Origin of the sequence: Sporolactobacillus shoreae (assembly GCF_004684935.1) — a bacterium.
GTDB classification, from domain to species: domain Bacteria; phylum Bacillota; class Bacilli; order Bacillales; family Sporolactobacillaceae; genus Sporolactobacillus; species Sporolactobacillus shoreae.
This window is the reverse complement of the sequence record NZ_SRJD01000005.1, coordinates 87,937-101,839: the sequence shown is the minus strand read 5'-3', so window position 1 is coordinate 101,839 and position 13,903 is coordinate 87,937. Positions and strand designations below refer to the sequence as shown.

General features: G+C 44.6%; 15 protein-coding genes. 12 read left to right on the top strand and 3 right to left on the bottom strand.

Annotation, left to right across the window (positions count from 1 at the left end; translation table 11 throughout):
* The first annotated feature begins 200 nt into the window (after positions 1-200).
* Positions 201-1,160: a DMT family transporter gene (locus E4665_RS06245; RefSeq protein ID WP_135347944.1), complete on the top strand. Its 960-nt coding sequence runs from the start codon at positions 201-203 to the stop codon at positions 1,158-1,160.
* Between the two features lie 71 nt (positions 1,161-1,231).
* Here the strand turns inward: E4665_RS06245 and E4665_RS06240 are convergent, their stop codons facing one another.
* A complete protein-coding gene (locus E4665_RS06240) occupies positions 1,232-1,933 on the bottom strand; it encodes an aspartate/glutamate racemase family protein (RefSeq protein WP_135347943.1) in 702 nt (233 codons plus the stop codon).
* Positions 1,934-2,042: 109 nt separating this feature from the next.
* On the opposite strand from E4665_RS06240, the gene pdxR reads away from it, so the two are divergent.
* Positions 2,043-3,440 carry a MocR-like pyridoxine biosynthesis transcription factor PdxR gene (gene pdxR / locus E4665_RS06235; protein ID WP_135347942.1) on the top strand — a complete coding sequence of 466 codons (1,398 nt, stop codon included), beginning with the start codon at positions 2,043-2,045 and terminating at the stop codon, positions 3,438-3,440.
* A 162-nt stretch (positions 3,441-3,602) separates the two neighbouring features.
* The gene (locus E4665_RS06230) at positions 3,603-4,328 is read left to right on the top strand and encodes a YczE/YyaS/YitT family protein (protein ID WP_241654707.1); all 726 of its coding nucleotides are present in this window, start codon (positions 3,603-3,605) and stop codon (positions 4,326-4,328) included.
* A gap of 66 nt (positions 4,329-4,394) precedes the next feature.
* Here E4665_RS06230 and E4665_RS06225 read toward each other — a convergent pair whose 3' ends face one another.
* A complete protein-coding gene (locus E4665_RS06225) occupies positions 4,395-5,729 on the bottom strand; it encodes a DUF4179 domain-containing protein (RefSeq protein WP_167815130.1) in 1,335 nt (444 codons plus the stop codon).
* Positions 5,729-6,262: a sigma-70 family RNA polymerase sigma factor gene (locus tag E4665_RS06220; RefSeq protein WP_135347940.1), complete on the bottom strand. Its 534-nt coding sequence runs from the start codon at positions 6,260-6,262 to the stop codon at positions 5,729-5,731. Before E4665_RS06220 ends, E4665_RS06225 begins: the two co-directional genes overlap by 1 nt.
* Positions 6,263-6,414: 152 nt before the next feature.
* Here E4665_RS06220 and E4665_RS06215 point away from each other — a divergent pair, with 152 nt between their 5' ends.
* The 9 genes from E4665_RS06215 (at position 6,415) to queF (ending at position 13,889) form a co-directional block, all read left to right on the top strand.
* Positions 6,415-7,635 (top strand): MFS transporter, encoded by a 1,221-nt coding sequence (locus tag E4665_RS06215; protein WP_135347939.1) that lies wholly within the window; start codon positions 6,415-6,417, stop codon positions 7,633-7,635.
* Between the two features lie 118 nt (positions 7,636-7,753).
* The gene (locus tag E4665_RS06210; protein ID WP_135347938.1) at positions 7,754-8,509 is read left to right on the top strand and encodes a DM13 domain-containing protein; all 756 of its coding nucleotides are present in this window, start codon (positions 7,754-7,756) and stop codon (positions 8,507-8,509) included.
* Complete coding sequence (locus E4665_RS06205; protein WP_135347937.1) at positions 8,506-8,976, top strand: DoxX family membrane protein; 471 nt, start codon at positions 8,506-8,508, stop codon at positions 8,974-8,976. The genes E4665_RS06210 and E4665_RS06205 overlap by 4 nt, the downstream gene beginning before the upstream one ends.
* Before the next feature lie 96 nt (positions 8,977-9,072).
* Positions 9,073-9,765: a response regulator transcription factor gene (locus E4665_RS06200; protein WP_135347936.1), complete on the top strand. Its 693-nt coding sequence runs from the start codon at positions 9,073-9,075 to the stop codon at positions 9,763-9,765.
* Positions 9,762-10,802 carry a sensor histidine kinase gene (locus tag E4665_RS06195; protein WP_135347935.1) on the top strand — a complete coding sequence of 347 codons (1,041 nt, stop codon included), beginning with the start codon at positions 9,762-9,764 and terminating at the stop codon, positions 10,800-10,802. Before E4665_RS06200 ends, E4665_RS06195 begins: the two co-directional genes overlap by 4 nt.
* Before the next feature lie 77 nt (positions 10,803-10,879).
* Positions 10,880-11,794: a 2-dehydropantoate 2-reductase gene (panE, locus tag E4665_RS06190; protein WP_135347934.1), complete on the top strand. Its 915-nt coding sequence runs from the start codon at positions 10,880-10,882 to the stop codon at positions 11,792-11,794.
* Positions 11,795-12,012: 218 nt separating this feature from the next.
* On the top strand, positions 12,013-12,342 hold the full coding sequence (locus tag E4665_RS06185) for an antibiotic biosynthesis monooxygenase family protein (RefSeq protein WP_135347933.1): 330 nt from the start codon (positions 12,013-12,015) through the stop codon (positions 12,340-12,342).
* A 373-nt stretch (positions 12,343-12,715) separates the two neighbouring features.
* Entirely contained in the window at positions 12,716-13,387 is a 672-nt protein-coding gene (locus E4665_RS06180; protein ID WP_135347932.1) for a queuosine precursor transporter, read from the top strand.
* Positions 13,388-13,400: 13 nt separating this feature from the next.
* On the top strand, positions 13,401-13,889 hold the full coding sequence (gene queF / locus E4665_RS06175) for a preQ(1) synthase (protein ID WP_135347931.1): 489 nt from the start codon (positions 13,401-13,403) through the stop codon (positions 13,887-13,889).
* Positions 13,890-13,903 lie beyond the last annotated feature (14 nt).

Here is a 13,903-nt window from a genome sequence, read left to right as displayed (position 1 = left end):
TTCAGCCTTTTTTAGATGATTGATATAACTATCAAGTAACTAAACTTATATTAGCACGTCTCGCGTACTACACCGATGAATTTTATGAACATCATCTGAAAAAATATGGCCTGTATCGTATAATAAAGGGAATGTATTTTGTTTCATCGAACGGCAGATCCTGGCAAGATCAATTACTCATAAAGAGGGCGCTGACATCATTGGATGGAGAAAAGTTTTTTACAAACAAAAAAGTTGTGATTGTGCTGGCGGTATTTTGCTGCATCTTATGGGGAAGTGCTTATCCGGGGGTCAAAATTGGCTATTCGCTCTTTCAAATCAGCACGGGCAATGTATTTGCCGAACTGTCTTTCGCCGGATACAGATTCATCATCGCCGGATTGATGGTTTTAATCTTGGCATTGATGATGTCCAAAAAATTATTTACACTCACCTGGAAGAATATCGAGTCCCTCATTCTTCTGGGATTAACTCAAACGACGCTGCAGTACGTGTTCTTCTACATTGGACTGGCCCACACCACAGGCCTCAAAGCGTCAATCATGAACGGTACCTCCGCCTTTTTCAGTGTGATCCTCGCCCATTTCCTTTACAGAGATGACCGCATCAATTTCAGTAAAGCCGTGGGGTGCATTCTTGGGTTTTTAGGTGTCCTACTTGTGAACTTCAGTAGTGACCTTCTGAGTTTCAACTTTAAAATCATCGGAGAGGGCTTTGTTGCAGTAGCCGCTTTTGCTTTTTCTGCTTCAGCGATTTATGGCAAAAGGATCTGCCAGAGAATGGACTCGGTGATTGTGACCGGCTATCAATTGCTGATCGGAGGCGTTGTACTTCTTCTTATGGGCATTTCCGGCAAGGGTTATGTGGCGCATTTTACGTTCGGATCCACGCTGGTGTTGCTGTACCTCGGCCTGCTTTCAGCACTCGCTTTTACCCTCTGGACCATTCTTTTAAACTATAACAAAGTGGGTCCGATTTCTGTTTACAACTTTCTGATTCCGGTATCCGGTGCCATTTTGTCAGCAATCTTTTTGGGCGAAAATATTTATAAGTGGGAGAATGCCGTTGCACTTGTTCTCGTCTGTACCGGTATCTACGCTGTGAACCGTCAGGGGCATCCTCTAAAAAAACACGGCCGCGCATCATCCGTCTATCTCTGAGTGGATTAATCAAACACGAAATGAAGTGCCAAAAAAACCTGCCTCAGCGGAGGCAGGTTTTTTGTCAGTGGTTAACAGGAGACAGTCTCTAGAGCCAATGTAGCTGCTGCTTCAGCGTGAAGATAGGTTGTATCGAATATCGGCGCGGAACAATCCTGTTGACTGATAAGTAATGGGATTTCCGTACAGCCGAGAATGATACCCTCCGCACCCTGAGACAGGAGCTTATCAATAATATGCAGGTACTTATCTTTTGAGGCAGGGGAGCAAACGCCCTGGCACAATTCCCCGAAAATAACATCATGAATGACCTGACGATCGCTTTCTTCCGGAATGATCGTCGAAATGCCATGTGTCATCAGCCGGTTTTTATAAAAGTTCTGTTCCATTGTGAATTTTGTTCCAAGTAATCCGACTTTCGTCAATCCTTGTTTCTGAATGGCCTTAGCCGCTGCATCTGCAATATGAATCAATGGAATGGACACGGCACCCTGGACCTCAGAAGCCATTTTGTGCATGGTATTGGTACAGATGACCAGAACGTCAGCCCCCGAATTCTCCAGCGTAGTGGCCGCGTGAATCATCAGATCGGTCGCCTTATCCCATTCCCCGGCTCTCTGAAGCGCAGCGATCTCTTCAAAATCAAAAGAATACGTGAGACATTTGGCCGAATGCAGGCCGCCCATTTCTTTTTGTACGATTGTATTGATGTAGCGGTAGTATTCGGCAGTTGACTCCCAGCTTAATCCACCGATCAGACCAATTGTTTTCATTAAAAATCTCCTCCAATATTTTTTTAAATCGTAGCATGCTATACTGGCCTATAATAGATCCAAAAAATAAAAACTTTTATGGTACCAGTTTGTTTATCGGGGGATTGGAATGTTATTTGTCACCATCGATCGAAAAAGTTCGGTATCTCTGACGCAGCAAATATATGATCAGATCCGTAAGAGCATTTTGAACCGGGATCTGGAGGAAGGGGAGCGTCTCGCCTCATCACGGGGGCTCAGTGCGGCAATCGGCGTATCACGCAATGTTGTTCTGGAAGCCTATGAGCGGCTGATTGCGGAAGGTTATTTGGAAGTCCGGTCAAAATCAGGGACATTTGTTGCCAAGGGTTCTTTTTTACCTGCGAAAGGTAAAACGTCGGAATACGAAAAAGTAATGCCTAACGTGGCAGATCGGAAGCCCATAATTGACTTTCGCGGCAGTCATCCGGCGATGGATCAATTTCCGAGAAAAAAATGGGGACAGCTGACCAGGGACATTTGCTACGAAGCTCCGGATCACATTTTTGGTTATGCTGAGCCCGGCGGGATTAGAGAACTCAGAGTTACACTGGCTAAGTATCTCCAAAGGGTCAGGAGCGTCCATTGTCATCCGGAGCAGATCATGATTACAACAGGAGCCACTCAGGCTCTGAGGCTTATAACAGAGATGCTAATCAAAGCTCGGACCGGTATCTCTGTTGAAGATCCTGTAACGGACGAAATGCGCAATATTTTTTTCAGTGCCGGAGCAGGCATTATTCCTGTGCCAGTGGATGAGAACGGAATCATACCGGAGTGTCTCCCAAAGGAGGAGGGTACCGGGTTTGTATTCGTTATCCCTTCTCATCAATTTCCAATGGGTGGTATTCTGTCGATTCAAAGAAGAGTGCAGCTGATTCAATACGCCCGGGAATTGAATAATTATATTGTAGAAGATGATTATGACAGCGAATTTACATACGAAGGGGCGCCGGTTCCATCCATCCAGGGACTGGATCCGGAGCGGGTGATCTATGTCGGGACGTTCAGCAAAATCCTGTCGCCGGCTCTCAGGATGGGTTTCGTCGTGCTTCCCACACACCTGATTGAAACGTTCCGCCGTCTGAAGTGGTTTCATGACCGCCATACCTCTTCCATTGACCAGCTTGTCTTGTCCCGTTTTATTGAAGAGGGGTATCTGGATCGCCACATTCGCAAGATGAGAAGAATTTATCGAAAAAGACGGGAAGTGCTCGAGACAGCTGTTCGGGCATCTTTTAAAAATGCGAAAATAATCGGAAGAGCGGCGGGTATGCATTTGGTCGTTGACATTCCGGATATTGATTTTGATGATGCGCTCGCTGGAGAAATTGAGAAGCAGGGAGTGCGCATTTATCCGGTGGAACACTTCGCAATGAATAAAGGCAGACACACGCATCAAGTGGTTATGGGATATGGCAGCCTGACGCCGGAGCAGATCCTTCAAGGAGTGACACAACTCAAGAAATTTCTGAGCACCCGCGGGTAAACGGAAATGAATACAGGCTGAACAGTCAAAAACCAGATTGATCGTCGAGAAATTGCCAAATTCATCTGGTTTTTGTTGAACAAAAAGTATTAGAATGTAAACTGTATCAAAAAGTCATGATTATAAAACCGGGCAGATACCCGAATCAGGAAGGAAATCTCTGTGTTAACCGATCAGGCAAAACCAATCACCCGCTCAGAAAGTATTGTCTATTTTATGATTTCAATTCTTGTTAACGCTCTTGGAAATGCGCTGACTGTTTCACTGAATTTAGGGAGCGCCTTATGGACAGCGTCTTCCGTTAATCTGACACAGCTCACAGCCATTCCTTTGGATGTAACGCTGTTTGGATTTGGTGTAGCTGTTATTTTCATTAATACGATCATTGTTCATAAGGTTGAATGGCACCGCATTTTGGGAAACTTGATTTTTATGGTTCCATTCAGTTATCTGGTTGGTCTGATCACTCAGCTCTTACTGAGTTTCGGGATCAATGAATTGCCGCTTTTCGTACGGATCATTCTCGATATAGCCGGAATATCCCTTATATCCATGGGAATTTCCATTTATCAACGGGTCAATCTGATTCTCCATCCGGTCGATGACCTGATGCAGATTATCCGTTTCAAATACTTTAAGGGCAACGCGACCATTGCTCAGCTGGTTACTTTTGCGCCACCGGTCGTGATCATTTTTCTCTGCTGGCTGGATGCACAACAGATTTATGCAATCAATGTCGGTACGGTTTTTGCGCTGATCTTTCAGGGAACATTGGTCGGGGTTTTTGACAAGTGCGTTTTCCCGGCCTTAAAACACCAGCACTTGTTCAATGAGCCGAGAGAAGTTAAACGAGTACATCTCTCAGGGCACACACAAGTGAGAAACTGAACCGTGACGCTAAACAAACAGTCTACCTGAGTGTTCTGATGGCACTCCAGGTAGACTGTTTTAAGATTATTTTATTTTGATCCGGACATTGCCGTAAATCCTAGATGGGTAATCAATGATCTTGAAGGTCAGTGGCCCTTTATATTTTCTGTCAGCAATAATCAGCTGCAAATCATTCCGCGTGTCACCAATCATTGCTGTTCCCATGCCACGGAGTGTGAACGTTTTTCCAGTCTGATCGGTAAAAGTGGAGGCAAAGATCTGATAACCTATGTTGGCATCTCTTTTCGGCCAGCGCAGAGAGAGTGTGACGATCTGATCTTTGCGTGTTTCATCCATACGATCTTTGACTGTTTGAATGGACTTCAGCGTCAGCCAGCCATCTTTCGGTTTCTTCATCAGCTTTTTCTTAACCGGATCAACAACGACATTCCGCATGTTTTTATCAATGGCCCGTGCATGTGTCATCATTAAATAGAGCGATTTCGGTTCTGAAAAGTAATTGCTTTGAAAATACAGGATTTGCTCGTTACTGTTAATCTCGGACGATTCCAGGCCATTAACAATAGGCTTCCATTGGTGCCCGTTTCCGTCAACAATCCTCAGGTCATCCAAAGCGGTGATCTTTTTTGTGTTGTTCGGATCATATTTGACCCGGATAGCGATTCTTGTCGGATAAATCGTCATCGATTCAAAATTGATCTTTTGCCCCTGCAGGACAGCGGTTTGATGGATGGGGTAGCTTTTTTTCATACGCTCAAACTTTTTAATGTCAAAGGGAATCGTAAAGCGCCAGGAAACAGCATTCCGTCTGATTGACAGATAAAGCGGATCAGTCAGTTTATTATTCTTGAAAGAGATCGTCAGACGCTGGTGCACGACAGAATTCTTTTTGGTCGGAGCATCAGAATCTAAACCCGCATGGCCCATGACTGATTCGCCTGAAGTATTTTTCACATCGATCTTACTCATAGCAAATATTCCGTTCTTTCCTGGATTCCTGATTGTGTAGAAGAGAATCATCTGATTCTGATCGGCAATCATACTGTTAATAGTGAAGGTGGTGCGCCCTTTTGTTTCGGATAAATTCAGCTGCTGCAGGGCGTGGTGGTTAACCGCATCCTTAAGTCCGCGATCCCCGTTGATCAGAAAGACGATTTGATTCAGGCCAGGAAGTTTAGCCACATAAGCCGCGAAGGCAGGCGATATTTTTACTGAAGAGAAAAACAATAAAATGACGGCGGCCGCGACCGTAGCGACCTGCAGCATCCGGCGGTTTCTTTTGGCCTTGCTTCGGGCACGCTCGATACCGAGAGTGATCGCTTGTTCTGAGTGTTCGGACTCCGGGGTATGGTCAAACGCTTTGCTGAACCGTTCCATCTCTTTTTCAAAATCAGGCATCATTTTCCCTCCTCCTTCTGCATCTTATTTCTCAGCAATCCGAGGCCGTGATTTAACCTTGTTTTCACTGTTCCAATCGGAATCTCCAGGTTTTCAGCAATTTCAGAAAGTGTGTACTGATGATAATATTTCAGGACGATAATCAGCTGATACTTTTCATCGAGACTCTGAACATAACGTTCGACATCGAGACTGATGGCGCGGTCCTGATCACGCCCCTGTTTTTCTGAAAGGGAGTCGACAGGAATAACCCGTTTTCTCCGATTCATTTCGTTCAGGCAATAGTTAATCATAATTCGGATCATCCAGGTCTTTACATACTGCGGATTTTTGACTTTATGAAAATTTTTGTAGGCCCGATAACCGACCTCCTGAAGCGCGTCCAGAGCATCATGCTCATTCTTCAAATAGCGCCACGCCGTGCGATAGAGCTCGTTGTGGTAAGATACCATTAATTCGGAAAAAGCTTCATCATTTTGTTTTTTGTTCCGGTGAAAATAGTTTCCCGGCATAGGCTCACCAGCGTTCTTCATAATCTCTATACCTATTAGACAATAAAAGGGCAGAAACGGTTTTCTGTTTTATTTTTTAATGCTACTTTGAAATCGCTTGTCCTAATACTCTGATATAATAAATAACGGTTTGGGACCTTTTCTCAAAGTTTAACATCGAAACGGTGAATAAAATGTCTTTTTTCAGCGTCTATCGCGGTTTACCCAAAGAAATCTATATTATTTTTCTGTCCCGTTTCGTCGACAGTGTCGGGAGTTTTGTGCAGCCGCTTCTTGTACTGATCCTGACACAGAAGATTGGCATGAAAAGTGATACGGCAGGGCTATTTATCACTTTACTTGGCATCAGCTACGCACCGGGTATGATTCTGGGAGGTAAACTGGCTGATCAGATCGGAAGAAAGAACATTATTCTGATCTCGCAAAGCCTGGGCGCGCTGGCCCTTCTCGCCTGCGGGTTTATGAAACCATCGATGGGATTGGTCTATGTACTGATGGCATCGTCCATTCTCTATTCGGTTTGCGACCCGGCTTATGACGCGTTACTGGCGGACATCACGGTTCCGGAAAATCGAAAGTCAGCCTACTCTTTGAGCTACATGGGCTGGAATCTTGGCTTCGCGGTTGGTCCGATTATCGGAGGCATCTTATTCAAGAATAATCTTCCACTGGTTTTTATCGTGGACGGCCTGACCACAATCCTATCGATGCTGTTGGTGGTTCTTTTTATCGGAGAGACGAAAGGACGTCTTCAATTTGCCGATTCAGGGGAAGAACGGACACTCGAGCAGGACATGGAGGGATCGGTGTTCCGGGTTCTATTAAAAAGACGTATCTTGATCTATTTTGCACTGATTTTATTTTGCTTTCAGTTTGAATATTCGCAGTGGGGTTTTACGCTGCCGCTGCAGATGGCAAGTTTGTTTGGTGGCAATGGAGCCGCACTGTATGGAACTCTGGCAAGCTTTAACGGAGTTATTGTGATAATACTGACGCCGCTTCTTTCCAAACTAACCCTATCTCTTCGACCAATCGGAGTGATCGCGGCAGGCGGGCTTTGCTACGCTCTCGCATTTGGCCTTTTCGGCCTGATTCACGCATTGCTATTTTTCTATCTGGCGATCTTCATCATGACGGTAGGCGAAATACTCATCTCCATTAATTCCCCGACATTTATTGCCAATTATACACCATCGTCCCATCGTGGCAGAGTGAGTGCGCTGATCCCTATAATTACTGGGGCGGGTTATACTTTAGGGCCTTTGATGATGGGCCATTACATTACACTCTTCTCTATTTCTTCGGGTTGGCTGGTTATCGGTGGTATAGGTCTTTTTTCTGCCGGCCTGATGTTCCTTTTAAAAAGAAAAGAACGGCTGAAAACAGAATTATGAATAGCTTATTAAACGTTATTTTATGCTTAAGAAACGGTTAAGAATTGCCTAAGTATCAGATCACTTCTGTTTGTTACAGTTAGGACTGTAATAAATAACCTTAAGGAGTGACTGATTGATGAAGAAAAAATTAAGTGTCCTTTCTCTGCTGTTGGTTTTGATTTTCGTTTTGGCGGCCTGCGGGAGCGGGAATACTGATATGAATGGCTCAAGCACCCAAAGTTCTGCGCCCGATTCAATGACAAGTTCCTCAATGAGTCAATCCATGACCACTTTATCAGGAAGTTTCAGTGGAAAAAATGGAAAAATGGTTTCAGGCATGGTTAAAGTCATGGGCGGCAAATTAATGTTGACCCACTTTAAAACAGACGAAGGCCCTGACCTTCATGTTTATCTGACTAAAGACGGGGATGTAACAAACGGCCAATCCATCGCAAAAATTGACTTGAAAAAAATGGATCAAACCTTCTCACTGAATGGCGTGGATCCTGCGATGTACAATACAGTGGTCATCTACTGCAACAAAGCGCACGTCGCATTTGGCGAAGCAAAGATCATGGATCCCGGCATGAGCTTTTCCGGTTCGTTTAAAGGCACCAACCAAAAGATGGTTAGCGGAACAGCTACCGTCACAAACACCATGTTAACGTTATCGAACTTCAAAACTGATGAAGGCCCCGACCTTCATGTGTACCTGACTAAGGACGGAGACCTATCGACCGGCAAACAGATTGCCAAAATTGATTTGAAAAAAATGGAACAGAGCTTCTCTCTAAGCGGCATTGATCCCACGATATACAATATGGTGGTCATCTACTGCAACAAAGCCCATGTCACATTCGGTGAAGCCAAACTGATGATGGATCCGTCATGAAAATCCGAACGCTGACAAACCATGTTCTCTTTTCACTGATCAGAGTGGGTCTTGGAATCAGCTGGCTGCATGAAGGCATTTTCAAAGTCCAGGCACATTTTACAATGTCCGGCTTGACTCAAGCTGTCACGAGCAATACGGTGACCCCGGATTGGTATAAAGTCTTTATGGTGCATTTTGTTGAACCCAATACAGCACTGTTCAATTTGCTGATTCCCTGGGGGGAGATTTTGGCCGGCGCAGGATTAATTACGGGGATCCTTACTCTGCCAGCCCTATCGGGTGCGATCTTCATGAACATTAACTACTGGTTGGCCAATATGATTTATATTTACCCCTTGCAATTGCTGGTGGCCGTAATTCTCCTGATAGCGATCAGACAGGCCTCCCATTTCAGTTTAGCGAACCTTTACTTTTATCTGAAGGACCGTATGAGAAGAAAAAGCGAAAGTAATCCCTCAGTGTAAGTTTTTATAGGAACAGGCCCATTTTACCGGAATGGGTCTGTTATGACTTGAATCCATGGATCATCCCGGTTATCTTAGTGAAAAGAGGTGGAATCAATGCCTGAAACGATCCTTATTGTCGATGACGAGCCGACGATTGTTGACGTGGCGAAGCGCTATCTGGAAAAAGAAAATTTTAAAGTGCTGACCGCCTCGAATGGCGGTGAAGCTCTTGAAATCTGCCGGCATCGTTCAGTCCATTTAATTGTGACAGACATTATGATGCCTGAAGTAGATGGATATGATTTTATTCTGCAGATCATTGACTCAGGCAAAGAAATTCCGTTCCTGTTCATCAGTGCGAAAACACAGGAGCAGGACCGACTTTATTCGTTAACACTGGGTGCGGATGATTATGTGACAAAACCCTTCAGTCCCCGGGAACTTGTTTTGAGGGTCAAAAATATTTTACGGCGTGTGAATAAAAATGCAGGCCATACGATTAACAGGGGTGCTTTAAAAATTGACTACGAAAAACGGTCAGCCACGCTTTATGATGTTCCGCTTGATTTGACCCTCAAGGAATTCGATTTGTTATGGGTTCTGGCTCTGGATCAGGAAAGGGTCTACTCAAAATCGGAGCTTTTCGATAAAGTCTGGGGTGCTGAATACTACGAAGACGCGAATACGATGAACGTCCATATCCATCATTTGCGTGAAAAACTAGAGCGCGCGTCAGACGGCAGCCCACATCCTGTGATTAAAACCGTCTGGGGTCTCGGCTATAAGCTGGAGGGAGACGGAACGTGAAACTGCGCAGTTTAATTCTTTTGTCTTACGGATTCGCCCTGTCATTGGTCATTGTTATTGTCTTTTTCAGTGTAAAATATATGCTCTTTCAGCAGGGCATCGCTTATATCGTCACGTTAATTATGGTTATCGCCTGCACGTTCGCGTTCATTTTAAGTTATCTGCTGTTTCTGCCCGCTTTGCGCTCAATCAGAAAATTAAGCAGGCAAAGCCGTAAGCTGGCCCAGGGCCATTTTGAAAAAATAAGGGACATCCGCTCGCCGAAGGAATTGGCAGAACTGGCGGAAGACTTCAATCATATGACGGAGCGGTTGGAAGAATCTTTTAATCAAATCAGGAAATCAGAAGACGAAAAAAAAACGATGATTGCCCAATTATCCCATGATATTAAAACGCCGGTAACTTCCATACGTTCTCAAATTGAAGCGATATTAGACGGCATGGTCGATGATGAAGAGAGACCGGTTTATCTGGAGTCGATTCAAAATCAAGCGATGCGCCTGAGCCAGCTGACGGATGAACTGCTTGAGGTAACTACCACTCAGGAGAATAAAAAACATAAACCCGTGGTTAGAAAGGTCTGGATCGATAAGATTCTGGTCGCCGCATTGAACAGTTTCCAAGTTCAGATTAAGACGGAGAAACGGGATATTCAGATCGAATTAAAGGGTAAAACACCCTTCATATACACGGATGAAGAAGGTATGAACCGGATCCTGCACAATATAATCGCGAACGCCTTGAAATATTCTGATCCAGGCACGCCGATTAAGATTCAGGAAAAAGAGAATGATCATTTCATTCAGATTTCCGTTCAGGACTTTGGGGTAGGTGTACCAGAGAAAGAGCAGAAGCATATCTTTGAACGGTTTTATCGCGTCGAAAAATCACGTAATCAGAAATATGGCGGAACGGGTCTGGGACTTTTTATCTCACTGGAGATTGCCGAAAAATTGGGTGGAAACATTACGGTGAGAAGTAAATCAGGTGAAGGAAGTACCTTTACAGTCAGTCTGCCTAAAAGGGTGAAGGAGTGATCGAGCTTTCGAAAAGGATGCCGGCGACATAGTTATGTTACAATTAAAAAAATCGTTTTTGGAAACGGGAGGTTACTATGCGTATTCTGGTTTTAGGAGCCGGCGGAATCGGCGGCTATTTTGGCGGCCGCTTAGTGGAGAAAGGGGAAGATGTCACTTTTCTCGTCCGCAGCAAGCGCAAGCAGCAGCTTGAGAAGAATGGCCTGATCATCCGCAGCGTAAATGGAGATTTTACGTGCACGCCAAAATTAGTGACGAAAACGGACGTTGCGGGCCCATTTGATTTGGTTTTATTTTCGACAAAATCCTATCATCTGGAAGAAGCAATCGAGGATCTGCAACCTTTTGTCGGCGGGGAAACAGTGATTTTACCGCTGCTGAACGGTATCGCCCATGTGTCTCAATTAAAGCAGGCATTTGACGGCGACAAAGTCATTGGGGGATTATGCTTCATTGAAACAACATTAAATGAAACAGGAGATGTGATCCAGACAAGCCCGGCAGACCGGCTCGTCTATGGTGAGTTGGAACATCCGGATACCAAGCGGATCCGTGAGATCGCCGATGCGTTCAGCGGCACAAAAGCGGATTTTGTTCTGAGTGATCATATCGAACAGGATTTGTGGCATAAATATTTATTTATTACCGTTCTGTCAGGTGTGACAACACTAATGCGCGCCCCGATCGGACCGATTCGTGAAAGCGAAGGCGGGCGGAACTTTATCCGGCAGATGTTTGAAGAAGGCGCTCAGATTATGAGAGCAGCTGGTGCCCCGATTCAGAACAACATCGTTGATCAGCATATGAAAACGATTGATCAGATTGGCTATGATATGAAATCGTCGATGCAGCGGGATATGGAAAAGGGCTCCTCCATCGAAGGGGATCACCTGCAGGGCTATCTATTGCAGCTCGCTGATCAATTTCATGTAGATGCGCCGCTATTGAAAGTTGTTTATCAGAATCTGAAAGTGTACGAGAAAATGGTTTAGAAAATAATCAATGAAATTAGTGGAGTTCTGATATATTTTACTGAGTTCTGATAAATCTGCCTGAGTTCTGATATATTTTACTGAGTTCTGATAAAATTGGCCGAGTTCTGATATTTTTTTACTGATCAAGCTTATTTTATTTCATAACGCATAATTGTCTGTTGGCAATTCTGGTAATGAGCCTGCGGATGCGTACTGAACTATATGGAGGTGGGAACGTGCCGATTGCAAAAACTCCTGAACCACCATATTATGCCGTTATTTTTACATCCCGAAGAACAGAAGAAGATAATAAAAGTTACAGTGAAACAGCTGACTTGATGGATCAGCTGGCTTCTGTACAAAAAGGATTTCTGGGGGTTGAGAGTACACGGGATAACGAAGGGTTCGGAATCACTGTCTCCTACTGGGACACTTTGGAGTCAATCAAACTGTGGAAGGAAAATACCGATCACCGAATGGCTCAGAAAAATGGCCGAAGCAACTGGTATTCAGCATACAGCGTCCGCGTCTGCAAAGTGGAAAGAGCGTACTTTTTCGACAAATAAGTGCTACTGTTATCGTTTGATTCACTTCAATAATAAGAGAGGTGGGAGGAACTATATTTGAATTCCTCCAATCTTTTCTAACACATTCTAACCATTATTATACATTGAACGTGTTAGAATTGTTCCCCATGGGATCGTATCTCGAGTTGAGAGCTTTTGTGTGTAATTGAATCTTTTTGTTGATATGTTCTTCGTCCGCTTTGAGTTTCTAAGAGTGGTATAAAATGGCCACAAGAGACCAGCTAAAATTTGAGTACCGCTCAAAGCGACCCTTGTCAATGAGTCGCGCAACTTCTATAATCAAGAGGTTGCAATTTTGGCAGAGTTCGAAACCCTCCTCTGCCTTACAAAAAAAACTACGGGAGTGATCTTGTTGGATCAGATTCAAACGAAAGTGAACGTTCCTTTCAAACTCATTTTTCTGGCAATGGTATTTATGACCTGCCTGATTGCCGCAAATCTTGTTGCCTCAAAGCTTTTCTCCGTTGGCGGATTTTCAATGACCTCAGGAATTATCATTTACCCGCTTACTTTTCTTGTATTAGATAGTATTACCGAATGCTGGGGCAAACCGGTCGCTCAGAAAATTGTCTGGGTCGGTCTGCTCGCCAATGTCCTGTTCGTCCTGCTGCTTCAGCTGGCGATCCACTTGCCCGCCGCGCCTTTCTGGAAGGGACAGGAAGCCTACGCGTTGGTTCTTGGGGCACTGCCGAGAGTTGTGCTCGCCTCATTATGCGGCTATTCTGTTTCACAAACGCTTGATATCACTATTTTTGTCGGACTCAAGAAGCGGACCCAGGGTAAAATGCTGTGGCTGCGCAGTTTGCTCAGCACGGCGATCAGTCAGCTCGCGGATTCGACCGTTTTTATGTTTATCGGATTTACCGGAATTTTGCCGATAACGGCGATTTTTACAACGATTGGCACGGAATATGTGCTTAAATTTTTATATGCGGTCGTTGGTGTTCCGCTGATCTATCTGATTGTACGATGGATCCATGGAAGCAAAAATGGACGTGTCATACCGCAATTTAATCAGGAGTGAGAGGAGATAAAAAATGAACGACCGAAAAAAAGAGGGCCTGACGCTGCTTGGCAACAAGGGCACGCAATATGTTTTTGATTACGATCCGACACTCTTGGAGACCTTTCAGAACGCACACCCGGACCGTGATTATTTTGTCAAATTCAATTTTCCGGAATTTACAAGCCTGTGCCCGATTACCCATCAGCCGGACTTCGCAACCTTGCATATCAGTTATGTGCCGGATGTGCGAATGGTTGAGAGCAAATCATTGAAACTTTATTTATTCAGTTTCCGAAATCACGGTGATTTTCACGAGGACTGTGTCAACAAAATCGCCGACGACCTGATTCAGCTGATGGATCCGAAATACCTTGAGGTGTGGGGGAAGTTCCTGCCAAGAGGTGGTATCAGCATTGATCCGTATGTGAATTACGGAAAGAAGGAAACCCGCTGGGAAGAGGTTGCCTTCGACCGGTTGAGCCGGCATGACCTGTATCCTGAGAAGATTGATAATCGCTGATTTCTATAAAAAGA

What these genes read in the sequence shown, in the direction of transcription:
- E4665_RS06225 (WP_167815130.1), bottom strand. Translation starts at nt 5,729, where the DNA reads ATGCCTGATTTTGAAAAAGAGATGGAACGGTTCAGCAAAGCGTTTGAC.
- E4665_RS06240 (WP_135347943.1), bottom strand. Translation starts at nt 1,933, where the DNA reads ATGAAAACAATTGGTCTGATCGGTGGATTAAGCTGGGAGTCAACTGCC.
- queF (WP_135347931.1), top strand. Translation starts at nt 13,401, where the DNA reads ATGAACGACCGAAAAAAAGAGGGCCTGACGCTGCTTGGCAACAAGGGC.
- E4665_RS06215 (WP_135347939.1), top strand. Translation starts at nt 6,415, where the DNA reads ATGTCTTTTTTCAGCGTCTATCGCGGTTTACCCAAAGAAATCTATATT.
- panE (WP_135347934.1), top strand. Translation starts at nt 10,880, where the DNA reads ATGCGTATTCTGGTTTTAGGAGCCGGCGGAATCGGCGGCTATTTTGGC.
- E4665_RS06205 (WP_135347937.1), top strand. Translation starts at nt 8,506, where the DNA reads ATGAAAATCCGAACGCTGACAAACCATGTTCTCTTTTCACTGATCAGA.
- pdxR (WP_135347942.1), top strand. Translation starts at nt 2,043, where the DNA reads ATGTTATTTGTCACCATCGATCGAAAAAGTTCGGTATCTCTGACGCAG.
- E4665_RS06210 (WP_135347938.1), top strand. Translation starts at nt 7,754, where the DNA reads ATGAAGAAAAAATTAAGTGTCCTTTCTCTGCTGTTGGTTTTGATTTTC.
- E4665_RS06200 (WP_135347936.1), top strand. Translation starts at nt 9,073, where the DNA reads ATGCCTGAAACGATCCTTATTGTCGATGACGAGCCGACGATTGTTGAC.
- E4665_RS06220 (WP_135347940.1), bottom strand. Translation starts at nt 6,262, where the DNA reads ATGAAGAACGCTGGTGAGCCTATGCCGGGAAACTATTTTCACCGGAAC.